Consider the following 24,649-nt stretch of genomic DNA (forward strand, 5'->3'; position numbering starts at 1 on the left):
GACCGCTGCCCCTACAATTTGAGCGCGCAACACTTCACGCTGCGCGACCGGTCACGATCGACCGGAATCGTCGGTCACGATCGCCGGAATACGCACCCTGAAGTACCGCCCCGAACTGCCGGTCAAGCCGTTTGAAGATTTGCTGGCCGCAAGGCGCTGGGTCACTGACTTGGCCCATTGGTATAACCATGAACATCGCCACAGCACCATCGGCTTTGTGACACCAGCGCAGCGCCATGCCGGCTTGGACCGGGCCTTGCTTGAAAAGCGCTCGCTCGTCTATGAACAGGCCCGCCAGGAAAATCCCCAGCGCTGGTCAGGGCAGCCTCGCCAGTGGGCGCATGTCGATACCGGTATCCTCAACCCAGAAACCCCACACATCAAGGAGCCTCAAAACACGCAAAAAATAGCCTGACTCACTTCACTTCAGGCGACAACTTCCTTGACAGCCACCGATTGCAGTGTCCGCAATGTTGGCTGCAATGGTTATGCAAAGTGTGCCAGCGGGCCAGAGCTTGCTTTGCTCAAGGCCCGCATCGCTATACGTTTGTTTGAAATCGGTGATGTACAGCCCCGCGTGCTTTACGTCAGCCTCGGGCAGCATGAGGGCACGGCGCTTGATGAAGTCGGCCCGGTCCAGCGGGCGTTTTGCCATCTTGCCACTGGCCTGGTCTGCCTGTATGGCCGTGAGGGCGGCCTGGTAGCGGTTGCTGGCGTGGCGCAAAAAGATGACGCCCAGAACAGGCAGGCAATATTCGCTGCTGTTAAGGTTGGAATTGGCGCGGAGCTGGTCGGCGGCTTCCCAGAGGCTGGCTTCGATCTGGGCTAAGTTTTGAAGGGCGTTGGCGGTCATTGCAAAGAAGTTGTTGTTGGTGAACAGACTCCCCAGAGGCAAAATTTTTTATGCCCTGAGCGTTTTTAGTTTGTGAATGCTTCGCTCGCGTCATATTCTGCTTAGCAGGGTTCAACAGCTCGGTCGTTTTTGCGAGAAAGCTTCAGCGCCTCACCAATTTGTGTAAAGAAATCCCGATTTACACCCAACCTCACGGTAACTCATCGGCACCAGACAGTTTACTTGTGCAGCGCTGGTTGCGAAGCGCTCAAGTCACCGCGTGCTGATCACCCACGTTGAGCAACGGAAGGTGAGCTTTTCGCCTTCTCATCCGAGCCAAGCCCTTCGCCCGTGCATTTGCAAGCACCAGCGCTTCCACATCAGCCCATGAAGGCAGCTTCAATTGGAAATCCACCGCGGCAAGAAACGGGAGAACTTGAGCGGCGGGGTAGGCAGGTCCGTCGTCAGTTTCGTTGTAGTGCTTGTCTTTCATCGTGTTGGGGCTGTGCCCGAGAAGTCGTTGTTGCAGGTTTTCTGAAAGTCCCGTTTTTTCAATTTCCTGTTTGAAATTGGAACGAAGCGAGTGCCCCACTTTTTTTCGCTTGACCCAAACGCTGCACTCTTTAAGCAAAGCGATGATGTGCTGAGAGGGGTAGCGCCCAAACATGCTTTTTTCTTCCCAGCGCAGGTCGCTGAAAAGATGCTGTGAGCGGGATGAAATTGAGTCAAAGTCTTTGACAAAATTCAGAAAACCCAGCTCGATCAATTTGGGATGAATCGGGACGACGCGGCGCGAAGACTTCGTCTTGAGGCGGCGAAATTCCTCAACAGTTTTGTAAGTTTTTCGCTTTTTCTTGCTGCTGGTCTTGTCAGATTCAACCGCATCCAGGTTGTCGTTTTCCTCTTCATCAGAAGTCTCATCATTGATAAACGAAATGCACGGAACATCATCTCTCAAGGTGATGTCATCCGTGAAAAGCTGGGAGGCTTCTGAAACGCGACACCCTTGATGAAGGCAAATCAGGGGTACCCAATAACGCCACGCTGCTGCAACGGCACCGGCTAAAAAGGCGGGCTGTTCGTATAGCTTCTTGAGTTCGACAGTGTTCAAGGCCACATAGCCAGGGGTTTTTTTGTCTGACTCCTGACTCGCATCTTTCCAGGCGCCTTCAACAGCAAGCTTGTATTCGTCGAGCAGCTCGATAGTTATCCAAGCTTTGCGTTTGCAATACTCCATAAAACCGCCAATGTGGCCAAGCTTCTTAGCCACGCTTCCACGTGAGGGTGGCTTGGACTTCTGCTTGCGTCCTTCAGCGATGCGCTCCATCGCCTCCGTATCATTGGTGCGTTTTCCTTGGTTGGGCGGCAGTTCTTGCAAATCTTGACGAAGCATTTGAATGTGTTGCCGCGTCAGTTGGTGCAGTGGTATGTCAAGGATGCCAAACACCTTGACCCCCTCATCCGTTTCTCTATCCCGGCGCTGGTTGCTTACGATTTCCCGGAAAACACGAAAACTGGGGCTGTAAACCGAACCCCAAGTTACTTGACTAAATCGACCGCTGCCGTTTTTGCGCCAGTCATCGATGGCATCACTGAGCCAAATGACGTTTGTCCCCGCTTCCCCCGTTTCCACAATGTGATGGTTTTTGACAACTGCGGGTATCAGAATGCTGTTGCTTTGTTCCCGTGGAGCCAAGTCCAAAATTGATGCGCCAGGTGGGTTGGGCCCATCGACCTGTTTTGCAGTCTGCGCGCAAATTTGTTGCGTCATCAACTGAAAGCACTTGGTCATGAGTGACAGTGTTGCCGGTGATGCGCCATGGAAATCCTTGAGCCCCAAATTGCCATTGTTGTAGACGATGGCAAAGGACTCGTTAGAAATCAAATCAGGTGTTGGCATAGAAGCCCCAGTTGTGTACCTGATGGAGAATTCTATGCACATTTCGCGAGCGCGGGACTCGGCAACGCGCTTATTGGCCGTTTCAGTTGAGCGCTTCAACTCCTTGGGTAATTCAGGATATTGGGCTCGAATCGCTGCCGGGACAGTCAGGCGGAAATACCAAGTTCCATTGGCACTCTTGAATAGATGTCTGGAGTGCTGGCGTGGTTGCCATGGCCTTATGCCGACTTGGTTCGTCGGAGCTGGGATGGAGTGAGCAGGGTCAACCTCCCCAAATGGGCTGGGACGATCGTCTGTGAGTGTCGATGATGGGTAATCATCACCATCAACTGAGCTGCTTTTTGTTGAGCTTGGCTGGTGTGGAAGATGCATGGTTCGATGCAGTAGTTGGACGTTGTTGTACTAACAACTTCGAACTCAGATCGACCCGGTAAAAAAATCCTTATAAATCAAGGACTTGCGTTGAATTGGCGGAAGCGGTGAGATTCGAACTCACGGAGGACTCGCATCCTCGGCAGTTTTCAAGACTGCTGCATTCAACCGCTCTGCCACGCTTCCAAGCCGGCTAGTTTAACCTGTTGTGACGGGGTCTTGAAGGCGCTGCGCTGAAAAGGAAAATTTCAGCGCCTGACGCAAACAGCCTAGCGCGGCTCACCACAGATCACTGGCTGACTTCAAGCCGTGTGATGCCATACATGGCTACTTTGTAGAGCGCCTTGAAACTCGCTTCAATGAGCTACCAGGAGAAGTCATATCCGTCTATCAGAGCGTGTTAAGACCGCACGACCAGCCGTGGATGACGGGCGGTGAAGTCACCCAGACGACTGAGGCCCCAGCGGAATTGCGCTTGAAGCCCTTGGTGGCGTTGCGACCACTGCAAATGTTTTTTCACCCGGCTCAGTCTTTGGGCAAGGTCGACGCACTGCTGGATGCGGGCGGCCCGCCCATGAACCGCATCCGCCAGCTGCATCCTCAGTTTGCATGCGCAATGAAGAAACGTAATTTTTAAGCTGCGCGGTTATAATGGTGGGTTCGGTAACGCATCAGCGTTTTTCATCGAAGTCTTTATTACATCCGGCTTCTTTCTCAAATGCGGCGCTTCCCAGAGCCCCAATTCCCGGCGATCTGGCACTGCTTTCAAGGTTTTTCAGCTTTGATGCCCACAGCACTGTTTCATTTCCTGGCGAGCACTTCCACCAACGGTGCCCACTTATGGCTCAACCCCGCCCGACTTTTCAATGGGCTGGCGGCTAGATACCGAATACACGTTGGCTTGCCCGCAAGCTGGTTACCCTTTCCCAAAGAAGCCGGAAAAAATATCCGGTAAAGACTTTTATGAACATGAACGACACACAATTAGAGGTTGGTAAATACCTCGTCTCGCCGCTTGCCAAGCAACAAGGCGAAGGCCGCTACGCGGCTTCAGTTTCCATCCGCTCCGGTCGCGGCAGCGGCACCCACGACAGGGTGCTGCGTTTTACCGGACTTTTCGACAGCGCCGCCGCTGCCGTACATTACGCTACCGAACACGCACTGGGCTGGATTCACGAGCGCTCATCACCGGCCTGCGCATAAAACATGGTCAGCCCGCATGGGCTGGCGTTACAAAACAATTTTTCGAAATATCAGGAGTTTTAGATGGCAAAAGAAGAACTTATCGAGATGCATGGACTGGTTGATGAAGTCCTGCCTGACTCACGCTTTCGCGTGACGCTGGACAACGGCCACAAGCTCGTGGCCTATACCTCGGGCAAGATGCGTAAGAACCATATCCGCATTCTGGCCGGCGACCAGGTGTCGCTGGAACTGTCGCCCTACGACCTGAGCAAGGGCCGTATCACCTTCCGTCACATTGCAGGTCGCGGACCGGGCCCTGCGCCGCGCCAGAACCGCTAAATTCAGGCGCGGTGGGTTGTTCCGGCTGCGCTTGATGCTGCATCTTGGGTGAAATTCACTTTATCCAACTGCCAAAACACTCGAAAACTTGAGCGAGCGGCCCAACAGCCATACGCTCTTTATTTCTGCCCAGCAATCCTTGCGATTCCTGGGCTTTTTGTCATGCCTTGTTCCCACGTATTCACGCGCAGGCGGCGCACTGCATCAGCGTCAAAGCGCTGCAGCGCTAGATAGCTACTTTGTGGAATGAAACAGGTCTTGTCCTACACGGCTGAACGCATCAAAACGTTTGAATAGACAGCTTGGTATTTGAAAATTCAAATATCAGCCACGCCCGCATTTTTAAATCTGGAGAAACGCTTTGCCCTCAAACCCAATGCCTGCTGAAAGCAGCACTTACGTAGACCCCGTTCTCATGAATTCCGATATGGAAAAGGAATATGACCAGATGCGTGAAGAAATGGAGCGCCTGATGACTGAGTCAGTCAAGGATTTTCCCAGGATTGATCATCTTGTCGACCAGCTTGAAATGCTTCAATTGGCCATCAAGGAAAAGCATGGCATCAAGGGCAATAACCCCAACGAATAAACCGGATACCCCTGCGCCAGATCATTCAAAGGTACGTGAAAAGCTTGGTGCATTGAGGATTTTATACGTCACTATTGTTTTTATAGCGCATTGTGCAGGCCGATATTGCACAAACGTCCGATTCATTGATTAATCTCCTGCCAGACCAGAAACCTGCACTGTCCTTCCAGCACTGGCTACAAAAACTATACACTGCGTCAGCAATTTCTTACCTCGTTCAGGCCTGTGGGCTGGCAAACTTCGGGTTTGTAATCTTTTAAAGTGAAGTTGTTTCCAACCTATAACGCTTTTTTTGAAGGAAAGACAAATGCCACTCATTGCCTGGCTCCTTGGTGTTCCGATCACTGTCATCTTGTTATTGATGCTGTTCGGCGTATTTTGAAACCGGTCTGCGTCACTGGATGCAGCCAAAATGCCCCTGAGAAACTCGCGCTTGCGGGTTTCTCAGGGGCATTTTTACGGGTGCTGCGTTTGTTCCAGAATCCAGGCTATTCGGGTAATGCACCTTTGATAGTCGCGGCACAGACGGTACATGCGCCACATTGCGTATGAGCAGTCGCTCAATCGGCGCTAGCTCTTGACTTGAGGCGACTCATTGAAGGCTGCGGCATGCGGTCAAGCATCATTGATGCTTGACGTAGTTCATGGCCGTGCCGAATTCCTCGCGCGACAGAAACCCATCGTGATTCGTATCGGCTTGGTCAAAATGCCGGGCCACACCGCGAAATCCGGCGGCTTCTTCGCGGCTAATTTGGCCATCATGGTTAGCGTCCATGAAGTTGAAGGCCCGTTCCAGATTACTCGCCGTGTAACGAGGTGCCGGTGCAGGCGTCTGGAACGCCGAAGCTGCCGGCGCAGCGGGCTCAGGAGCCGGCACTTGCGAGCTTTGCGCATGGGCACTGCCCATGACGAACAGGGCACAGGCAGCACTGAGACTGAAAAACATAGCCCATGTCTGCATCGAAAAAAGCGCGTTGCCCTGCGAAGGAAGTTGTTTTGCCTGGTGAAAATTCATGGATTTGAAAAGAGGAGAGTCAAACATCCCTGTGATTGGACGCTATTTCGCCGCCTGACTCCAGCGCACTTGCAGGGTGTTGCACCGCTTTACGCTGCCAGCCCGGCCAGACACATTTCTTTGCCCTGACACCGCACACGGTAGCGGCTGACAACACAGCTCTGGTCTGTCCGACAAGTGGCGGTTTGATGTCTGGTGAAAATTCACTGTTGAACAGCATTTTTAGAGCACAAGGAGCAAACATGGCAACCAGCAGCATTCTCGGGGGTTCTTTATCGCCTGAAGAAGTCAGCGGAAAAGACATTCATGCACTCGGCCCCAGTGACAATTCAGACAGTGGCAGCGATGCCATCGGCGCTTACAGCGAAGACGAACTCGCCAGCGATACCGATTCGTCCGGCACGGGTGAACGCGCCTCGGTAGAGCCGAACCTTGACCAAACCGATGCCGATATCCTGCCCGACCATATTCAACAGCTGACAGGCGCTGATGCGGGTGAGGAAAATGCTACGCCAGCTGACAACCGTCAGGCACTGAGCGACGTGGAAGAGCTTGTGGATGACAGTGATGACCCGACCCTGGATGAGGGCGGCGAAGGTGACGCTGCGGGTGGCAAAGCCTGAAGAGCACTAATGCGATACCCGCCACGGTTTGCCGTGTAACAGATGCTGTCGAAATGCTGAGTCACCCGCCGCAAACGTTGATCAGCAGCTAAAAAGATGGCGGGCTCTGTCGTATGAATGCAGGAAAAGTGCGGCCAGCGCCCGCCGCCTCAGCACAACATTGGCCGACGCTGCGCATTTTCCAGATCATTAAGCCGCCTGAAGCAACTTCACGTTCTGTAGCGTGCAGCCATGCCGTTACCATGACGTTTTCAGTCCGTCATTTAACTCGCCCACGTTCATGAAACTCTCAAAAATGGCCCAGTCTTCTGCCCTTGAAGACAGGACTTTCCTGCTGTTGCTCCTGTTCGTGTCAGTGGCTTTTCTATGGATACTCTGGCCTTATTACGGCGCGGTATTTTGGGGGGCCATTTTTGCGCTCATGTTTACCCCGATTTTTTTGCGCATCATCAGAAAGATGCCGAAAAAGCGCACACTGGCCGCCATGCTCACGGTATCGGTGATTCTGGTTCTGGTGATTTTGCCGGTGGGATTCATCAGTGCCTTGCTGGCGCAGGAAGCCAGCAGTGTCTACCAGCGTGTCCAGTCGGGTGACCTGAGCTTCAGCCGCTATTTTCAGCAAATTTATGATGCATTGCCGCAGTGGATTACCGGCCTGCTGGACCGTTCGGGGCTGAACAACCTGGGTCTGATTCAGGCGCGTATTGCCGAGAGCCTGACCAAGGGCAGCCAGTTTATTGCTACGCAGGCACTGAGCATCGGGCAAAACGCCTTTGATTTTTTTGCCAGCTTTTTCATCATGCTCTACCTGATGTTTTTCTTTCTTCGCGATGGCGCGGCGTTGTCCCGGCGCATCCGCGAGGCGATTCCGCTGGAAGAAGACATCAAGCGCAACATCCTGTCCAAGTTCACCACGGTCATTCGTGCGACGGTCAAGGGTAATATTGTGGTGGCGATGCTGCAGGGCGCGCTGGGCGGCCTCATCTTCTGGTTTCTGGGTATCCACGCGCCTGTGCTGTGGGGCACGCTGATGGCTTTCCTGTCGCTGTTGCCCGCAGTCGGGGCGGCGCTGGTATGGATTCCGGTGGCGATTTATTTTTTGGCGACCGGCGCGGTCTGGCAGGGTGTTTTTTTGATTGCTTTCGGCGTGCTGGTGATTGGCCTGGTCGACAACATCCTGCGCCCGGTGCTGGTCGGCAAGGACACCAAGATGCCCGATTATGTGGTGCTGGTGTCCACGATTGGCGGCATGTCGCTTTTTGGCCTGAATGGCTTTGTGATTGGCCCTGTGGTGGCCGCCATGTTCATGGCCGCATGGGACATTTTTGCCAAAGCCCGGCAGGCACCGCTTGACCTGCCGCCAGCGCCTTGAGCGTGCGGATATGGGCATTAATGCATTGAATTTGCCGCTTGCGTCACAAATAAACGCCAACCTGGATGATGCCGATGGGTTGCGAATCTGATTACCTTTGTTTCAGAAATTCAGGCTACTTTTTGTGTAGCTCGCCCGCATCAAACTGGACACGCCGGGCGGCCTATTGATCCGGCCCTCTGAAGTTTGAACAAAAATTGACTATTTTGCTTGGGACCAAAGCCGCAAAACTTATGACTTCAATGGGCCGGAGCAATAACATATCGATGCGCCAATGGCCCAAAAACTGGGCGATTGACCGGGGCGCAAGAGGAAAGGTAGTCGGCTTGCTGGGGCATACTATTGGTCTGTTCCAACCCGGCGATCACCAAGTGGTTTAACGCGTTAGTCTTGATGAGCCCCATTTCCCATTACCTGTCCGTCCCTAAAAGCAATTTTGATGGCAATGCGCGCCTGACGCAGCTGGCCACGGCGGTGGTGCTGGTGATCGGACTGAGCGGCAGTGCAGCCGGTTTTTTCTGGCAAAAAGATGACCTTTCGGCCAGGGCGCAGGCCCGCTTTGACCAGCAGGTCGAACGTATCGAAGCAGATGTGGAGCACGATCTCAATCGGCCTTTTTCCGGCCTGAAGGGGGCCGCCGGCGTTTATGCGGCAAGCATCTCCGTCGAACGCGCCGAGTTTCGTGCCTTTGTCGAGTCCAGCAAGGTCGACCTCGACTACCCGGGAATCCGGGGCTTTGGCTTTATCGAGCGGGTGAAAAGTGGCGATGTGGATGCTTTTGTCGCGGCGCAACGCCGCGATGAGAGCCCGGACTTCTCGGTGAAAACACAAGGCCATGGCGACGTCCTGTACATCACCAAGTTCATTGAACCTGCCGAGCCGAACCGGGCCGCATTGGGGTTCAATCTTGCCAATGACCCGGTCCGAAAGCAGGCGGTTGAACGCGCCATCATGACCGGCGAGCCAACGCTGAGTGGCCCTATCCAGCTGGTCACTGATGTTCATCAACGACCTGCCGTTCTGTTTCTTTTGCCAGTCTATCGCCAGGGGGCGCCGGTTGCGACGGTGCCGCAGCGCCAGGCCGCGCTGGTGGGTGTATTGGCGGCGCCTGTGGTGCTTGAAGAAATCCTGGTGAATCTGGTCGCATCGGCCAAGGGCCAGACCCGTCTAGCGCTCTATGACGGCCTGGATGCGTCTGCTGCAACGCCCGGCAATTTATTGTTTGACCTCAAGGGCGCTGCGGGGCCGGCTGACGCCGCGCCGATGTTCCAGACCACGCGCGTCGTGGTCGTTGGCGGGCGGCCGCTGACGCTGCGCATGGCGACGACGCCGGCATTTGAAGCGCAGGCTGGCAGTTGGGTGCCGGTACTGTTGGCATTAGCCGGCGTTTTGCTGAGCAGCCTGATGGCGTTCAGCATCTGGCTGTTGGGCAGCGGGCGCGCGCGCGCGCTGGCGCTGGCGCAAAGAATGACCGCAGACCTGGCACAGGAGCGTGAGCGCTTGGTCGATATTGTTGAAGGCACCAATATGGGCACCTGGGTCTGGCATGTGCAGACCGGCGCGCTTCAGCTTGACGCGCAATGGGCCGCCATATTGGGCTATACGCTGGAGGAGCTGGGGCCGCAAAATATGGATACTTGGCGTGAACGCATACCGCCCGAAGAAGTGCCGCATGTGATGTCACTTTTGAAGCAGCATTTTTTGGGAAAAACCGCGTTTTTTGAATGTGAAAATCGTATACGCCACCGCGATGGGCACTGGTTGTGGGTGCTGGCGCGCGGAAAAGTCTCGGTTTTTACGCCTGATGGAAAACCGGAACTGATGTCCGGAACCTATATGGATATTTCAGACCGCCAGGCTGTGCAAAGCGCATTGCGCGCCAGTGAAGAAAATTTTCGGCATCTGTTTGAAAGCAGTCTTCACGGCATTTTGCAGGGCATGCCCGACGGCTCCATCGAGTACGCCAACCCGGCCGCTTGCCGCCTTTTTGGCCTGAGCCAGGACGAGATCCGGCAGCGCGGGCGTGACGGGCTGGTCGACCCCCAGGATTCACGCTGCCACATTTTCCTGGCGCAGGCCCTGATGTCGGGCCAGGCCCGGGCCGAGATCACCATGCTGCGGGGCGACGGGTCGCATTTTGAATGTGAACTTTCCCTGACCAGTTACCTGAACCAGCGCGGCCAGACATGTACCAATATTTTTCTGCACGACGTGACCCAGCGAAAGCGCGCTGAAGCAGAGATCAGCGAACTCAACAGGGAACTCGAACACAAGGTGCATCGCAGGACGGCGCAGCTTGAAGCGGCCAACCAGGAGCTTGAAGCTTTCTCTTATTCGGTGGCGCATGATTTGCGGTCGCCGCTGAGCTCAATCGACGGATTCAGCCGCTTGCTGGAAAAGGCTGTTTCTGCCGACACCGGACAGAACGTGGGGCATTACCTGAGCCGCATCCGGGCCGGGGTCAGGCAGATGGGTGAACTGACCGATGGCCTGCTGGCGCTGGCGCATATTGCCCGTGCCAGCCTGAAGGCTGACACCGTCAACCTGAGTGCCATAGCAGGGCGGGTCGTGGAGCTTTGTCAGGAGCGGGATGCCGAACGAGTCGTGAGAGTCAATGTGGAGCCGGGGCTGGTCGCTGTTGGCGACACCGTACTGTTACGCCAGGTCATCGACAACCTGATCGGAAACGCGTGGAAATTTACCGCCAACGCCGAGGCACCGGAAATCTGGTTTGGCAAAATCCCTGACGACAACCCGCAACTAACGACTTTTTTCATCCGTGACAACGGCGCCGGTTTTGACATGGCTTATGTCGACAAATTGTTCGGTACTTTTCAGCGTCTGCATTCGCCTGCGGAATTTTCCGGAACCGGAATAGGCCTTGCCACGTCACACCGGATCATTTCACGCCACGGTGGCCGCATCTGGGCAGAAGGCGCTGTAGGGCAGGGCGCTACTTTTTTCTTTACCCTGCCTTGTGCGCATTGATTATTTAGCGGGAACCACCGTTTCACTTTCGCGCAGCACGCCGCCGCCGGCAACACTGCCGTCGATCTGGGCCTGGCTTTCAATACGGGCGCGGCAGGCCGCCTGGTCGTCATTGCCCTTGAATACTTCGCAGCGCTTCATGGCGTTGGCCATGTAGTCAGCGCCATTGCCCAGTTTGCCGGCACGCTTTTCTGCGTTGGCATTGTGGACCTCTTTGAGGCAGGCAGCGCGGTCTTGCTGCGTTTTGCCGCTTTTGCAGGCTGCCATCTCGCTCTTTGCGTTGCCCGAAGCGTCCAGCCCGGTGGCGTCCAGCGCGGCGACTTGCGCGCTTGCTGAGGTCAGCGCCATCATTGCGGCAAGTCCGAGATAGACCACTCCTTTGCCCATGCGGTTAACCCGTGAAGGGCGCAAAGTGCTCGACAAACGAGGCCGAGTGGATGTGAACATGATGGAACTCCTGATAAAAATTGATGAATGCAGTGTGGGGCTGCCAAGGGTTTGAGCCTGACAGGAAATGGGCGTCGCGTGAGGCCTGCAATAGCGGGTTCATTTGTAGGACGGTTCTGGCAAACGACGCCGACCAGGCCGCCAGGGGAAAGTGCTGAACAAATTGCATTTTGCTATTGAATTAATAGCTGATTGCAAACGCTGTGCTTGCGCAATAGGCTTGTTTGGCTTGAAATTCGGGCTGGCGTCAAGGTTGATGGGCTTTCGGTGCTTTCACCGTTGTCCCTCCAGCTTGATTAACGACAAAAGTCTTCAGGCCACTGTCTGGGCTTCTTTGGCTTGCTTGATGCGCAGGGCCAGATGGTCGAGCGCTTCTTGCACCTGATCGACCAGGATCAGACACAAATCGCCGGGCTGCAGGCGTGCCAGCGCGGTGTCAATCGCCACAAACTCGCCGCGTATTTCCTCAATCTGCGTCGTGCGACTCGCGCCTTTCAGCCCTTCGCGCAGCAGCGCCATGACTTCGCCATCGGCCCGGCCGCGCTGGGCGGCGTCCTGGTACAGGATCACCTCGTCGAACGCCGCGCCCAAAATCACTGTCTGGTCGGTGATGTCGCTGTCGCGACGGTCGCCTGCGCCGCTGATGACCACGCTGCGGCGCTGGCCCGGCATGCTCTTCACGGCGGCCACCAGCGCTTGCATGGCGTCGGGGTTGTGGCCGTAGTCGGCGATCACGGTGGCGCCGGCGTAGTCCATGACATTGAAACGGCCGGGCGCATTGTGGGTGTCGGTCACAAAACTGGCCAGACCGCTTTTGATGGTTTCCCAGCTGAGGTTGACGGCCCAGGCCGCTGCGACGGCGGCCATGACGTTTTCAACCTGAAAGCCAATGGTGCCACCGCGTGTGACGGGAATGCCCTGCAGCGCAATACGCTCAATGCGCGAGCCTTCTGCGGCCACCAGCGTTTGCCCGTCGATATACACCGTGCGCTTGCCCTGCGCCCTGTGAGTGGCCATGCGCGGATGGTGCCGGTCAGCGGCAAAAAAGATGATCTTGCCGGGGCAGGCGTGGGCCATTTGGGTAACGATAGGATCGGCCGCATTAAGCACGGCGTAACCCGTGGGCGCGACGTTCTGCACAATCACGCGCTTCAACACCGCCAGGTCTTCGACCGTGGTGATGTAGTTCAGCCCGAGGTGGTCGCCGCTGCCGATGTTGGTCACCACGGCGACCTCGCAGCGGTCAAAACCCAGGCCTTCGCGCAGCACCCCGCCACGCGCCACTTCAAACACGGCGGCGTCCACATCGGGGTGCATCAGCACGTTGCGCGCGCTTTTGGGGCCGCTGCAGTCGCCGCTGTCGGTTTGGCGGCCGTCGATGTAGACGCCGTCGGTGTTGGTCATGCCGGTGCGCAGGCCGTGCGCGGCCAGCAGGTGGGCAATCAGGCGCGTGGTGGTGGTTTTGCCGTTGGTGCCGGTCACGGCGATCACCGGGATGCGGCCGTTGTCGCCGGCCGGAAACAGCTCGTCGATCATGGCAACGCCCACCGCGCGGCCCTTGCCATAGGACGGCGAAATGTGCATGCGCAGGCCGGGCGCGGCATTGACCTCGACCACGCCGCCGTTTTGCGCCTCCAGCGGCTGCAGCATGCTTTCGCACACCACATCGACGCCGCAAATATGCAGGCCGATCATCTGCGCGGCCGCCACGGCCCGCGCCGCCACCGCCGGATGCACTTCATCGGTCACATCGGTGGCGGTGCCGCCAGTGCTCAGGTTGGCGTTGTTGCGCAAAATGACGCGCTGGCCCTTGGGCGGAACCGATTCGGGGCTCAAGCCCTGCGTATCGAGCCGGGCGACGGCGATGTCATCAAACCGGATCTTGGTGAGGGATGTAGCATGGCCTTCGCCGCGCCGGGGATCCTGGTTGACGATGTCGACCAGTTCGCGCACGGTATGCACACCGTCGCCCACCACCTGCGGCGGCTCGCGGCGGGCGGCGGCCACCAGCTTGTCGCCCACTACCAGCAGCCGGAAGTCGCAACCCGGCAAAAAGCGCTCGACCAGCACCTCGCCATGTTCGGCGGCGGCGCGAAAGGCGATATCGAGGTGCGCGCGCGTCGTGATATTGACCGTCACGCCCTTGCCCTGGTTGCCGTCTTGCGGCTTGAGCACGACCGGCAGACCGATTTCCAGCGCTGCTGCCCACGCGTCGTCCGGGTCGCTGGCTGGCCGGCCATGCGGAACCGGCACGCCGGCCGCACGCAACAGTTTTTTTGTCAGGTCTTTGTCTTGCGCGATGGATTCAGCCACGGCGCTGGTGGAATCGATTTCGGCGGCCTGGATGCGGCGCTGGCGCGAGCCCCAGCCAAACTGCACCATGCTGCCCTTGGTCAGGCGGCGAAAGGGAATGTCGCGCGCTACGGCGGCTTCGACAATCGCGCCGGTGCTCGGCCCCATGCGCTCGTCTTCATCCAGGTCACGCAAGCGGCCAATGGCGGCTTGCAGGTCAAACGCAGCGTCCTGCAAGGCGGCCTGCAACAGCGCTTGTGCCAGCTCAAACGCCAGCCGGCCCACGGCTTCTTCGCTGTATTCGACGACGACCTGGTAAGTGCCGGCGTCCAGCGTTGCAGACGTACGGCTGAAGGTGACGGGGCAGCCGGCGGCGGCCTGCAGTTCCAGCGCCGCAGCTTGCAGCACATGCGCCAGCGAGACGGTGCCGGCATGGCCGGTTTCGCGCAGCACGCCGAGGTCGGGAAACAGCGCGCGCAGGCGCTGCTCGAAACCCGGCAGGTTTTCCACCGAATATTCGGCGGGGGTGCAGGCCACGATGGCTTCAAGGGCCGTGCGGCGGCTCCAGAGATTGGGGCCGCGCAGGGCCCGGATGCGGGAAACTTCCATCAGTCTGCCCTCCCGGCAGGTGTGTGGTTGGATTCAAAGGCTTCGATGCCTGCACCAATCAGGTTAAGCGGAATGTCGAGTGCCCAGGCCGTGCCGATGGCGGCCAGCAGCGCGCTTTCGGTCATGCTGCCAGTGGCATGGCGCTGGCACCAGCTGGCCAGCTTGCCCAGGCCGGGTAAATACGATTCTGTCGTGCCGGTGGCCAGCACCACCTGGTTTTGGCGCAAGAAGACGGCCCGGCCGTTGTCGCTGCGGTGCGCGGCAAGCGCCTGCGCATCGGGGTCGGTGCTGTAAAAAATCACTTCGCCGTCACACAGCGGCTTCATGTCGGCCACGCCGGCGTGCAGCGCATTGAGCACGGCGACGCCATCGGGCAGCACGACATCGACCTGCGAGCGCATGACCTTGAGCATCTGTTCGTCTTTGAAGATATCAAATTCGGCCAATGCCGACGCGCCGCCCAGGTCGGTCACCACGCCCACCTGGCAGCGGTCATAGGCCAGGCCCGTGCGCAGAATCGTCTCGGCGCCGTTTTCAAACACGGCGGCTTCCACGGCCCGGTTGATCAGCAGGCGCTGGCCGGCTTCCCAGTGGGTGGAATCGGTTGTTTCAACGCGGCGCTGGTCCAGATACAAGCCTTCATGGCAGGCCAGGCCGGTGTAGTGGCCCGACAAATGAAGCAGCCATGCCACCAGGCGTGCAATGGGCGCAGTGCCTTCAGAGCCGGCAATGCCAACGATGGGAATGCGGCCGTCATGGCCGTGGTTGCGGTGCTGGCCGAGATCGGGTGTTTCGCCAGGATGCGGAAACAGATGGTCGCAGATGGCGCGTCCCACCGGGCGCGGCGCGCCTTGCGCCGGCTTCAGGTGCATCAGCAGGCCGGGGCCGGCGTTGACTTCGACAATTGCACCGCCCTGGCTGTGCAGCGGGCGCGAAATGTCCTGCGCCACCACGTCAATGCCGGCAATGTCCAGACCCACGACACGCGCGGCCAGCGAGACGATGTAGTCCACCTCGGGATGAATCTCGTCGGTGCAGTCGATGGACACGTTGCCGTTGCGCTGAACCAGCACCACGCGGCCCGCTGCGGGAATGGCGTCGGGCGTCAAGCCCTGGCGTTGCAGGTCAAGCACGATGGCGCCGTCAGTGGCGGTGTCGATCTGGCTGAGCGGAAAGTCTTCGCCCAGGCCGCGCCGGGGGTCGATGTTGAGTTGCGCATCAATCAGCTGGTTCACCGTGCGCTGGCCGTCGCCGGTGATTTGCGCGACTTCTCCGCGCGCAGCAGCCACCACCCGGCCGCCCACCACCAGCAGGCGGTGCTCATGGCCGCGCACATAGCGTTCAACCATCACTTCGCTGCCTTCGGGCTCGGCCACCTTGAAAGCGGCTTCGATTTCTTCGCGCGTGTTCAGGTCCAGCGACACGCCGCGGCCATGATTGGCGTCGGTGGGCTTGACGACTACCGGCAGGCCGATGTCTTGCGCGGCGTCCCAGGCTTCTTCGGCGCTGGCCACGATTTGTCCTTCAGGCACCGGCACGCCGCAGCTGGCGAGCAGGCTTTTGGTCAGGTCTTTGTCGTGCGCAATGCTTTCGCCAATCGCGCTGGTCAGGTCGGTTTCGGCCGTCCAGATGCGGCGCTGGCTGGCGCCATAACCGAGCTGCACCAGGTTGCCGTCGTTGAGCCGGATGTGCGGAATGCCGCGTTCGGTGGCGGCCGCCACGATGGCCGCTGTGCTGGGCCCTAGGTAACAGTCGTCAATCTGCGCACGTATGGCTTGCACCGCTGCCTGCACATCGGCCGCGCCATAGGGCTGGTCGTTGATGGCGGCCATCAGCAGCCTGTGGCCTTCGGCCAGTGCGGTGCGGGCGACCTGTTCATCGCGCGCGCGAAACACCATGCGGTACACGCCGTGCTTCGACGTGCTGCGGGTCTGGCCAAAGCCGGTCGGCATGTCGGACAGGTTGAGCAGCTCGATCACCACATGCTCCAGCACGTGGCCGGTCCAGGTGCCTTCGTTCAGGCGTTGCAGAAACCCGCCGCGCTCGCCCACGCCGCAGTGGTGTTCCAGCAGCGCCGGCAGCAGGGCCAGCAGCCGGTCATTAAAGCCGGGCAGCAAGTTGCTGGGAAAGTCTTCGAGACGGCCTAAGTCCAGCCAGACTTCCAGCACCGAGCGGTAAGTCCAGATGTTGGGGCCGCGCAGGTAATTGATGCGCAGCAGTTTGATATCGTCCAGTTTGCTCATGGCAGACAAAGTTTGTTGGGGTCAACCGGCCGGGCCGGTGCAACGTTTTGGTTCCGGGCCGGCGAAATGCCGGTCAGGTGGGTGATTAAAGGAGCTGGCGACTTAAATGGGTTGTCAGAGGGCTGAAATTAGAAAACAGGATTCGGTGATCAAGCACTCAAGCCGGGCGGCTTTGATGAAAAATGGTGGACTGGATGCATCCCGCACGATACTAAAACCTTTCAGGCCCCAAGCCTGCCGTTGCAGCCAGTGGTGTCTTATACCGGAATAAATTTTAAAACGACATGCAACATAACCATTCTGTGGACGACGACTCCAGCTCTGACGACCCGGCACTGGCAGGGTTGCGTTCACAACTGGCAGCCCAAGAGAACGTTTTGTGCGCGCTGCCCGTTGACCTGAATCAACAACTTCGTTTTGCTCCCGGCCTTCTGGTGCTGACCGACCAGCGTTTGCTGGCCCGCGATGCTGACCAGGTTTGGTCCAGCTGGCCTCTGCACAGCGCTGCCGGCCTGCCCAGGCAAGCTTTGTCGCTGCGCCATTTTGACCATGCCGGCGTGGGAACGCTGGAGCTGCAGGGTGCGCGCGGTGATGCGCTGCACCGGCTGGCCAGCTGGCGATTTACGCTGGCGGCCAACGTGCAGGCGCTGCGGCTGGTGCGGCTGTTTGCGCAGCAGCAGGCGCTTGGCCTGGCCGGCGCTGCAGACCGTGTGCTGGACGAAACCCCGTTGTGCCCCGAATGCGATGCACCGCTGCCGCCCGACACCGATGTCTGCCCGGCCTGCGCCCGCGAAGTCCACACGCCGCCCTCGACCTGGGTGCTGCTGCGACTGTGGCGTTTTGCCCGGCCTTACCGCTGGCAATTGCTGTCAGGGTTTTTGCTGACGCTGGCATCGACCGCCGCCACCTTGGTGCCGCCATACCTGACGATTCCGCTGATGGACGACATCCTGATTCCGTTCCAGAACGGCCAGCAGATTGAGCCCGGCAAGGTCGGCTGGATTCTGGGCGCATTGCTGGCCGCCGCGCTGCTGGGCTGGGCGCTGAACTGGGCGCGCACCTATCTGCTGGCGCTGGTGTCCGAGCGCATCGGGGCTGACCTGCGCACCGCCACGTTTGACCATTTGCTTGACTTGTCGCTGGACTATTTTGGTGCCAAGCGCACGGGTGATTTGATGTCGCGCATTGGCTCCGAGACTGACCGCATCTGCGTGTTTTTGTCGCTGCACGCGCTGGACTTTGCTACCGACGTGCTGATGATCGGCATGACAGCTGCCATTTTGTTTTCGATCAATCCGTGGCTGGCGCTGGCGACCCTGGTGCCGCTGCCCTTCATCGGCTGGATGATCCATGTGGTGCGCGACAAGCTGCGCACCGGCTTTGAAAAAATCGACCGGGTCTGGTCGGACGTGACCAACGTGCTGGCCGACACCATTCCCGGCATTCGCGTCGTCAAGGCGTTTGCGCAGGAAAAGCGCGAAGCCGAGCGCTTTCGCGTCGTCAACCAGCTCAACCTGGCCGCCAATGACCGGCTGAACAAGGTCTGGTCGCTGTTCACGCCCACGGTGTCGTTGTTGACTGAAATGGGCCTGCTGGTGGTTTGGGCCTTTGGCATCTGGCTGATGTCGAAGCAGCAAATCACGGTCGGCGTGCTGACCGCCTTTATCGCCTACATCGGCCGCTTTTACGGCCGGCTGGATTCAATGAGCCGCATCGTCTCAGTCACGCAAAAGGCCGCTGCGGGTGCCAAGCGGATTTTCGACATCCTCGACCACGTGTCGAACGTACCGGAGCCGGCGCAGCCCGTGAAGATTGAAAAACTGCAGGGCCGCATCGAGATGAAAGGCCTGGGTTTTCGCTACGGCAACCGCTCGGTGATTCGCGGGCTTGACTTGGACATCCAGCCCGGCGAGATGATCGGCCTGGTCGGCCATAGCGGCTCTGGCAAAAGCACGCTGGTGAATTTGCTCTGCCGCTTTTATGACGTGACCGACGGCAGCATCCAGGTCGATGGCACTGATGTCCGGCGCTTTGCCGTGGCCGACTACCGGCGGCATATCGGACTGGTACTGCAGGAGCCGTTTTTGTTTTTTGGCACGATTGCCGAGAACATCGCCTACGGCAAGCCCGGCGCCAGCCGCGCTGAGATTGTTGCCGCCGCGCGCGCTGCCCATGCGCATGAGTTCATTTTGCGGCTGCCGCAGGCCTATGACTCGCTGGTCGGCGAGCGCGGCCAGGGCCTGTCGGGTGGCGAGCGCCAGCGCATTTCGATTGCGCGCGCGCTGCTCATCGACCCGCGCATTTTGATTCTGGACGAGGCCACCTCATCGGTCGATACCGAGACAGAAAAGGAAATTCAGAAGGCACTCGACAACCTGGTGCAAGGCCGCACGACGATTGCGATTGCGCACCGCTTGTCGACACTGCGCAAGGCCGACCGGCTGGTGGTGATGGATCGGGGCGTGGTGGTCGAAGTCGGCCCGCACGACGAGTTGATGGCCCAACAAGGCCATTACTGGCGGCTGTATGAAGCGCAGTCGCGCCAGGTCGATGACAAGGGCGAAGACAGCAGCGCCGCCGAAAGCCGCCGTAGCAGCAGTGTGGCCATTGCCACCGCGCAGCTTGAGCATACCGCCCAGCGGACTGCCACCAGCACGACCTGAGTCAAGGATTTTTCATGACTAATTTCACCCTTACGCCCCAGTTCCAGCTCAAGCGCGAAGCGTCAGGCCAGCTGCATTTCGTGGATGCCCACGGCCAGGCGCATGTGGGCGCGGTGCCGGTGCGTGCCTTTCCGCTGGCCGCGCCCGATGAATGCATTTCGCTGGTTAGTACCGAGGGACGCGAACTGGTCTGGATTGACCGACTGGCCGATCTGCCGGACCAGACGCGTGCGCTGCTGCAGGAAGAATTGGCGCTGCGCGACTTCATTCCCGAAATCCGGCAGCTTAAAAGCGTCTCGTCATTCGGCACACCCAGCGTGTGGACGGTGGAAACCGACCGGGGCCCGACGACTTTTGTGCTCAAGGGCGAGGAAGACATCCGCCGCCTCAAAGGCAGCGCGCTGTTAATTGCGAGCGGCGACGGCGTGCAGTACGCCATTGCCGACATGCTGGCGCTAGACCGGCCTTCGCGTCGGCTGCTGGAGCGGTTTTTATGATGAAAACAGGGGCTTGTGCATGCTGGACGTGCGCTGGCAGCTATTGAATTAATAGTAATTTGCCGCGTCATGTAGAGTGCAAGCCGTGGCAATTCATGGCTGCGCTGCATCGCCACGGCATGCGGCCTTGCGATGACGGGGCTGAACGCTGAGACAAAGTGGCCCTGTCATGCACGGCGATGGGTTGTTGCTTTTGGCTTGAAGCAGGCATGAAAAAGCGCCCTGGCCCCGGGTAGCCGGGCGCAGGGCGCTATTGATTCAGGCGTGAACCGACAGCGCGCGCCGTCGGTTCTTATTCACTCAGGCTTAATGCACGGCGCTGACGTTGGCCACGGCCAGGGCCGTCATGTTCATGATGCGGCGCACGGTCGCCGAGGGCGTCATGATGTGCGCGGTGCCGCCAGCACCGAGCAGGATCGGGCCGACCGTGATGCCTGCGCCGCCGGTGACCTTGAGCACGTTGAACAAAATGTTCGCGGCGTCCAGGTTCGGGCAGATCAGGATGTTGGCTTCGCCCGTGAGGGTGGACTCCGATTCCATCAGCGCACTCTGGCGAATGTCTTGCGACAGCGCAGCATCGCCGTGCAACTCGCCGTCGCATTCCACGTCGGGCGCGAGTTTGACAAACAGGTCGCGCGCCTGGCGCATCTTGCGGGCCGAGGCGCGCTTGGACGAGCCGTAGTTGGAGTGCGACAAAAACGCCACTTTGGGCGGCAGGCCGAAACGGCGCACTTCCTCGGTCGCCATCAGGGCGATGTTGGCCAGTTGTTCAGCCGTCGGGTCTTCGTTGACGAAGGTGTCGGCAATAAACAGCGTGCGCGTGGCCAGCATGACCGCATTGAGGGTGGCAAAGCCGGAGGCGCCGTTTTTCAGGCCGATCACGTCGCGCACATGGTCCAGATGCACGTCAAAACGGCCATGCAGGCCGCACAGCATGGTGTCGGCGTCGCCGAGATTGACCATCAGCGCGGCAATCGTGGTGGTCGAGCGGCGCACGGCGGCCTTGGCGGCCTCGGGGCTGACGCCGTCGCGGCCCAGCAGCTGGTGGTAGGTTTCCCAGTACTGGCGAAAGCGCGAGTCGTCTTCGGGGTTGACGCATTCGACGTCATGGCCCAGGCGCATGCGCAGGCCGGCCTTGAGGATGCGCGCCTCGATCACGGCGGGGCGACCCACCAAAATCGGTGTGGCAATGCCTTCGTCCAGCGCCAGTTGCGCGGCGCGCAGCACGCGCTCGTCCTCGCCTTCGGCAAAGGCGACGCGCTTGGAGGCCGCCGCACGCGCAGCGCCAAACACCGGGCGCATCAGCATGCCGGTGGAATAGACAAACCGGGTCAGGCTCTGGCGGTAGGCTTCCATGTCCTGAATCGGGCGCGTGGCCACGCCCGACGCTTCGGCGGCTTTGGCGACGGCCGGCGCAATGCGCAAAATCAGGCGCGAATCAAACGGCGTCGGAATCAGGTAATCGGGGCCGAAGGTGAGTTCCTGGCCGGCATAGGCCCGGGCGACTTCTTCGCTGATGTCGGCCTTGGCCAGGTTGGCGATTTCGCGCACGCAGGCGAGCTTCATTTCCTCGGTGATCTTGGTCGCGCCGCAGTCGAGCGCGCCCCGGAAGATGTACGGAAAGCACAGCACGTTGTTGACCTGGTTCGGGTAGTCCGAGCGGCCGGTGGCAATGATGCAGTCGGGCCGTGCTGCCTTGGCCAGCTCGGGTCGGATTTCAGGCTCGGGGTTGGCCAGCGCCAGGATGATGGGCTGACTGGCCATGGTCTTGACCATCTCTTGCGTCAACACGCCGGGCGCGGAGCAGCCCAAAAACACGTCAGCGCCATTGACCGCATCGGCCATGCTGCGCTCGGTGCCGGTTTGGGCGTAGCGGGCTTTTGATTCGTCAAAACCGCCGGGGCGGCCTTCGTAGATCACGCCTTTGGAGTCGCAGACGAAAAGGTTTTCACGCCGCACGCCCAGCCCGACCATGACATCCAGACAGGCGAGGGCGGCTGCGCCCGCGCCCGAGACGGCGATGCGCACGCTGCCGATGTCTTTGCCCACCAGCTCCAGACCGTTGAGCAGCGCGGCCGACGAAATGATGGCGGTGCCGTGCTGGTCGTCGTGGAACACCGGAATGTTCATGCGCTCGCGCAGCTTTTTCTCGATGTAGAAGCACTCGGGCGCTTTGATGTCCTCTAAATTGACGCCGCCCAGCGTGGGCTCCATGGCGGCGATGATCTCGACCAGCTTGTCGGGGTCGTTCTCGGCCAGCTCAATGTCGAACACGTCGATGCCGGCGAACTTCTTGAACAGGCAGCCTTTGCCTTCCATCACCGGCTTGGACGCCAGCGGGCCGATATTGCCCAGGCCCAGCACAGCCGTGCCGTTGGTGATGACGCCGACCAGGTTGCCGCGCGAGGTGAAGTCATGCGCCAGCGACGGGTCGGCCTGGATGTCCAGACACGGATAGGCGACGCCGGGTGAATAGGCCAGCGACAGATCGCGCTGGTTGGACAGGGGTTTGGTGGCATTGACCGAGATCTTGCCGCGCGTGGGCAGGCGGTGGTAGTCGCGTGCGGCTTCGCGCAGCGCCAGTTCGGCCGGGGAAAGGGAATTGCTCATGTTGTCTCCTGTGGAAAGTTGGCGAACACCTGAGGGTGTTGGGATGTAAAGGTTACTGCATATCAAGCAGGTTTCATGGCGCAAGGCGCCAGGCGCTGCGCTAAATCTGCATCACGCCACAGGTTTTTGAGGGTAGGTCTGGCTTGCGCGGCCGATTCGTGGGTGAGGCGTTTGGGGCGGGCGTTGCCGTGGGCGTTGCGGGGTCATGGCGCTGTCATGCAGGAAGGTGACAATCGCGCATTCGCCACTTTCCTGCTTCATCATGAATGTCATTTCAACAGGTGCCTTGAGCCGCCGCCGCGCCCTTGCACTGTCAGCCGGAGTTGCCGGCAGCCTGCTGACGCCGGTCGTCATGGCGCAGGCGTCGTCCACCTCGGCCGCGTACCCGGAGCGGGCCGTCAAGATCGTCGTGCCGTTTGCGCCCGGCGCAGGTACGGACGCGATGGCGCGCCTGGTTGCGCAAAAGTTGGGTGAAGTCATGAATGCGACGTTTGTCGTGGACAACCGGGCCGGCGCTTCCGGCGCAATTGGCACGCAGTACGTGGCCCAGGCCGCGCCCGATGGCTACACGCTGCTGCTGGCGGCGTCGCCCTTCACCACCGTCGCGGCGTCTTTGCCCAGTGCGCATTACGATCCGCTGCGGCAGTTCACGCCGGTTGGCATGATTGCCAGCGGCCCGCTGGTCTGGGCGGCCAACACCGCGCTGCCTGTCAGCACCATGAAAGAGCTGGTCACGCTGGCCCGGCAAAAGCCCGGCCTGCTCAATTACGGCTCGGCCGGGGCGGGCGGCGTGAACCATCTGGTGCTTGAATTGCTGAAGGCGCGCACCGGCACCTTCATCACGCACATTCCTTACCGGGGCGTGGCACCGGCCATCATGGACATGATTGGCGGGCAAATCCAGCTGGTCACCGGCACTATTCCGGCGCTGCTGCCGTTCATCAAAAAAGGCACTGTCAAGCCGCTGGCCGTGACCAGCGCCAAACGCTCCAGCGCCTTGCCCGATGTGCCCAGCATGCTGGAAGCCGGCCTGCCCGGCATTGACGTGGTGAACTACTTTGCCTTGATGGCGCCCGCCGGCACCCCGCCAGCCATCGTAAATATGCTCAATGCAGCCATCAACAAACTGGTGGCATTGCCGGAAGTGGCGGCCCGCTTCAAAACCGATGCGGTAGAAGCCGCGCCGGGTTCACCCGCGCTGCTCGGCCATTTCATCGAGGCCGATTACCGCGCCTGGCGCAATGTGGTGAAGACGCAGAACCTGATGATCGAATAGCCTGCGCCTGTGCGGGTAAAGCCAGGCCAGCGAAGGGCAGCGCAACGCGTGGCGACAACACATTCCCGCCAGCCAAGCCTGCAGAAACGGCTGTGCTTGACTGCCGGCACAACGCCCCCTGAAGACAGCGAACGGTACAAAGCGGGCAGCGTGGGGTGTCGTCTGCACCAGTCGGGGCCGCGGAACCGGCTTCGCCGGGCCGCAGGCGCAGCGGCCCCCTCGGGGGGCAGCGAACTACACGAAGTGAGAAGCGTGGGGGCACTTAGTCCTGGCCTTCCGTCAGCGTATCGAGCTGAAATTTTCCGCTTTTGTGCCATAGCCAGGTGTCGGTATAAACCACTTTTCCAAGCCGGCTGGGTGCCGGAAATGGCGCTGCTTGCCGGACGGTGCGTTCAATTTCTGCGATCACTTCCGGCGCATGGCGCGGCGCGCGCAGCCAGTCCAGGCGCGTGATGCGGCCAACCCGGTCGATCTCGATATTGAGCACCCCAACGGCGTAAAGCTGCGGCGGCATTCTGCCTTTGTAGATGCGTTCGGCGTTCAAACCGTAGAGATGCGTCGCGCCGTCTTGCCGGTAATCGCGCGGTGTTGCAGCCGATGAGCTTCGCGCCGAACCCTTCGAGGCCGGAATGGGGCCGGTGATGCCCGAGGCGTCAGGTGCCGGCGGCGGTGGGGGCGCCGGCGGCGCAGGCGGCTCGGTTTTGCAGGCGCTGGTCAGCGCCGCCACCGCAGTCGTGAAAATTTTCAGCAGCCGGAAGCGGCGTGGCGGGGTGTCAAGCATGGCGTGTCTCGCGTTG

At 59.6% G+C, this 24,649-nt stretch carries 18 protein-coding genes, 1 tRNA gene and 1 pseudogene; 11 read left to right on the forward strand and 9 right to left on the reverse strand.

All coding sequences use genetic code 11. From position 1 onward, the window contains the following. Positions 1–91: 91 nt before the first annotated feature. Positions 92–415 (forward strand): annotated as a pseudogene (locus tag RCH06_RS12820) (IS3 family transposase); the annotation flags it as partial. A 6-nt stretch (positions 416–421) separates the two neighbouring features. Here the strand turns inward: RCH06_RS12820 and RCH06_RS12825 are convergent. The 3 genes from RCH06_RS12825 to RCH06_RS12835 all read right to left on the reverse strand — a co-directional run bounded on the left by RCH06_RS12825 (position 422) and on the right by RCH06_RS12835 (position 3,290). Next, positions 422–853, reverse strand: coding sequence for a type I restriction-modification system subunit M N-terminal domain-containing protein (locus RCH06_RS12825; protein WP_327081856.1), 432 nt, complete (start codon positions 851–853; stop codon positions 422–424). Positions 854–1,100: 247 nt separating this feature from the next. Beyond that, a complete protein-coding gene (locus RCH06_RS12830; protein WP_327081857.1) occupies positions 1,101–3,104 on the reverse strand; it encodes a DUF6538 domain-containing protein in 2,004 nt (667 codons plus the stop codon). Between the two features lie 96 nt (positions 3,105–3,200). Then, positions 3,201–3,290, reverse strand: a tRNA-Ser gene (locus RCH06_RS12835). A 238-nt stretch (positions 3,291–3,528) separates the two neighbouring features. On the opposite strand from RCH06_RS12835, the gene RCH06_RS12840 reads away from it, so the two are divergent. The 4 genes from RCH06_RS12840 (at position 3,529) to RCH06_RS12855 (ending at position 5,217) form a co-directional block, all read left to right on the forward strand. Next, positions 3,529–3,741 (forward strand): hypothetical protein, encoded by a 213-nt coding sequence (locus tag RCH06_RS12840; RefSeq protein ID WP_327081858.1) that lies wholly within the window; start codon positions 3,529–3,531, stop codon positions 3,739–3,741. A 326-nt stretch (positions 3,742–4,067) separates the two neighbouring features. Continuing rightward, positions 4,068–4,307: a hypothetical protein gene (locus RCH06_RS12845; protein ID WP_327081859.1), complete on the forward strand. Its 240-nt coding sequence runs from the start codon at positions 4,068–4,070 to the stop codon at positions 4,305–4,307. Positions 4,308–4,370: 63 nt separating this feature from the next. Beyond that, positions 4,371–4,628 carry a translation initiation factor IF-1 gene (gene infA / locus RCH06_RS12850; protein ID WP_026780839.1) on the forward strand — a complete coding sequence of 86 codons (258 nt, stop codon included), beginning with the start codon at positions 4,371–4,373 and terminating at the stop codon, positions 4,626–4,628. Positions 4,629–5,055: 427 nt separating this feature from the next. Continuing rightward, positions 5,056–5,217, forward strand: a complete 162-nt coding sequence (locus RCH06_RS12855; RefSeq protein WP_327081860.1) for a hypothetical protein — start codon at positions 5,056–5,058, stop codon at positions 5,215–5,217. Positions 5,218–5,839: 622 nt separating this feature from the next. Here RCH06_RS12855 and RCH06_RS12860 read toward each other — a convergent pair. Then, on the reverse strand, positions 5,840–6,163 hold the full coding sequence (locus RCH06_RS12860) for an EF-hand domain-containing protein (RefSeq protein ID WP_327081861.1): 324 nt from the start codon (positions 6,161–6,163) through the stop codon (positions 5,840–5,842). A 311-nt stretch (positions 6,164–6,474) separates the two neighbouring features. Between RCH06_RS12860 and RCH06_RS12865 the strand changes: the two genes are divergently transcribed. From RCH06_RS12865 to RCH06_RS12875, 3 genes are all read left to right on the forward strand, one after another. Further along, a complete protein-coding gene (locus RCH06_RS12865; RefSeq protein WP_327081862.1) occupies positions 6,475–6,855 on the forward strand; it encodes a hypothetical protein in 381 nt (126 codons plus the stop codon). A gap of 280 nt (positions 6,856–7,135) precedes the next feature. Further along, on the forward strand, positions 7,136–8,227 hold the full coding sequence (locus RCH06_RS12870; RefSeq protein ID WP_327081863.1) for an AI-2E family transporter: 1,092 nt from the start codon (positions 7,136–7,138) through the stop codon (positions 8,225–8,227). 393 nt (positions 8,228–8,620) lie between these two features. Next, a complete protein-coding gene (locus tag RCH06_RS12875) occupies positions 8,621–11,215 on the forward strand; it encodes a CHASE domain-containing protein (protein WP_327081864.1) in 2,595 nt (864 codons plus the stop codon). Here the strand turns inward: RCH06_RS12875 and RCH06_RS12880 are convergent, their stop codons facing one another. The 3 genes from RCH06_RS12880 to RCH06_RS12890 form a co-directional block, all read right to left on the reverse strand. After that, positions 11,216–11,662: a hypothetical protein gene (locus tag RCH06_RS12880; protein WP_327081865.1), complete on the reverse strand. Its 447-nt coding sequence runs from the start codon at positions 11,660–11,662 to the stop codon at positions 11,216–11,218. It lies immediately after the preceding gene. Positions 11,663–11,974: 312 nt separating this feature from the next. Continuing rightward, entirely contained in the window at positions 11,975–14,563 is a 2,589-nt protein-coding gene (gene cphA / locus RCH06_RS12885; RefSeq protein WP_327081866.1) for a cyanophycin synthetase, read from the reverse strand. Then, on the reverse strand, positions 14,563–16,806 hold the full coding sequence (locus RCH06_RS12890) for a cyanophycin synthetase (RefSeq protein ID WP_327081867.1): 2,244 nt from the start codon (positions 16,804–16,806) through the stop codon (positions 14,563–14,565). Before RCH06_RS12890 ends, cphA begins: the two co-directional genes overlap by 1 nt. A 284-nt stretch (positions 16,807–17,090) precedes the next feature. Between RCH06_RS12890 and RCH06_RS12895 the strand changes: the two genes are divergently transcribed. Beyond that, entirely contained in the window at positions 17,091–19,469 is a 2,379-nt protein-coding gene (locus tag RCH06_RS12895; protein WP_327081868.1) for a cyanophycin metabolism-associated ABC transporter, read from the forward strand. A 14-nt stretch (positions 19,470–19,483) separates the two neighbouring features. After that, on the forward strand, positions 19,484–19,966 hold the full coding sequence (locus RCH06_RS12900) for a cyanophycin metabolism-associated DUF1854 family protein (RefSeq protein WP_327081869.1): 483 nt from the start codon (positions 19,484–19,486) through the stop codon (positions 19,964–19,966). A gap of 306 nt (positions 19,967–20,272) precedes the next feature. Here the strand turns inward: RCH06_RS12900 and RCH06_RS12905 are convergent, their stop codons facing one another. Continuing rightward, complete coding sequence (locus RCH06_RS12905) at positions 20,273–22,576, reverse strand: NADP-dependent malic enzyme (protein WP_327081870.1); 2,304 nt, start codon at positions 22,574–22,576, stop codon at positions 20,273–20,275. Positions 22,577–22,838: 262 nt separating this feature from the next. Between RCH06_RS12905 and RCH06_RS12910 the strand changes: the two genes are divergently transcribed. After that, positions 22,839–23,852, forward strand: a complete 1,014-nt coding sequence (locus RCH06_RS12910; protein WP_327081871.1) for a tripartite tricarboxylate transporter substrate binding protein — start codon at positions 22,839–22,841, stop codon at positions 23,850–23,852. Between the two features lie 262 nt (positions 23,853–24,114). Here the strand turns inward: RCH06_RS12910 and RCH06_RS12915 are convergent, their stop codons facing one another. Then, a complete protein-coding gene (locus RCH06_RS12915; RefSeq protein WP_327081872.1) occupies positions 24,115–24,633 on the reverse strand; it encodes a hypothetical protein in 519 nt (172 codons plus the stop codon). Positions 24,634–24,649 lie beyond the last annotated feature (16 nt).

The sequence above is a fragment of the Polaromonas sp. CG_9.5 genome (assembly GCF_035984465.1).
GTDB lineage: Bacteria > Pseudomonadota > Gammaproteobacteria > Burkholderiales > Burkholderiaceae_C > Polaromonas.

What these genes read in the sequence shown, in the direction of transcription:
- RCH06_RS12855 (WP_327081860.1), top strand. Translation starts at nt 5,056, where the DNA reads ATGGAAAAGGAATATGACCAGATGCGTGAAGAAATGGAGCGCCTGATG.
- infA (WP_026780839.1), top strand. Translation starts at nt 4,371, where the DNA reads ATGGCAAAAGAAGAACTTATCGAGATGCATGGACTGGTTGATGAAGTC.
- RCH06_RS12845 (WP_327081859.1), top strand. Translation starts at nt 4,068, where the DNA reads ATGAACATGAACGACACACAATTAGAGGTTGGTAAATACCTCGTCTCG.
- RCH06_RS12900 (WP_327081869.1), top strand. Translation starts at nt 19,484, where the DNA reads ATGACTAATTTCACCCTTACGCCCCAGTTCCAGCTCAAGCGCGAAGCG.
- RCH06_RS12840 (WP_327081858.1), top strand. Translation starts at nt 3,529, where the DNA reads ATGACGGGCGGTGAAGTCACCCAGACGACTGAGGCCCCAGCGGAATTG.
- RCH06_RS12825 (WP_327081856.1), bottom strand. Translation starts at nt 853, where the DNA reads ATGACCGCCAACGCCCTTCAAAACTTAGCCCAGATCGAAGCCAGCCTC.
- cphA (WP_327081866.1), bottom strand. Translation starts at nt 14,563, where the DNA reads ATGGAAGTTTCCCGCATCCGGGCCCTGCGCGGCCCCAATCTCTGGAGC.
- RCH06_RS12890 (WP_327081867.1), bottom strand. Translation starts at nt 16,806, where the DNA reads ATGAGCAAACTGGACGATATCAAACTGCTGCGCATCAATTACCTGCGC.
- RCH06_RS12830 (WP_327081857.1), bottom strand. Translation starts at nt 3,104, where the DNA reads ATGCATCTTCCACACCAGCCAAGCTCAACAAAAAGCAGCTCAGTTGAT.
- RCH06_RS12910 (WP_327081871.1), top strand. Translation starts at nt 22,839, where the DNA reads ATGAATGTCATTTCAACAGGTGCCTTGAGCCGCCGCCGCGCCCTTGCA.
- RCH06_RS12860 (WP_327081861.1), bottom strand. Translation starts at nt 6,163, where the DNA reads ATGTTTTTCAGTCTCAGTGCTGCCTGTGCCCTGTTCGTCATGGGCAGT.
- RCH06_RS12895 (WP_327081868.1), top strand. Translation starts at nt 17,091, where the DNA reads ATGCAACATAACCATTCTGTGGACGACGACTCCAGCTCTGACGACCCG.
- RCH06_RS12880 (WP_327081865.1), bottom strand. Translation starts at nt 11,662, where the DNA reads ATGTTCACATCCACTCGGCCTCGTTTGTCGAGCACTTTGCGCCCTTCA.
- RCH06_RS12870 (WP_327081863.1), top strand. Translation starts at nt 7,136, where the DNA reads ATGAAACTCTCAAAAATGGCCCAGTCTTCTGCCCTTGAAGACAGGACT.
- RCH06_RS12865 (WP_327081862.1), top strand. Translation starts at nt 6,475, where the DNA reads ATGGCAACCAGCAGCATTCTCGGGGGTTCTTTATCGCCTGAAGAAGTC.
- RCH06_RS12905 (WP_327081870.1), bottom strand. Translation starts at nt 22,576, where the DNA reads ATGAGCAATTCCCTTTCCCCGGCCGAACTGGCGCTGCGCGAAGCCGCA.
- RCH06_RS12875 (WP_327081864.1), top strand. Translation starts at nt 8,621, where the DNA reads ATGAGCCCCATTTCCCATTACCTGTCCGTCCCTAAAAGCAATTTTGAT.
- RCH06_RS12915 (WP_327081872.1), bottom strand. Translation starts at nt 24,633, where the DNA reads ATGCTTGACACCCCGCCACGCCGCTTCCGGCTGCTGAAAATTTTCACG.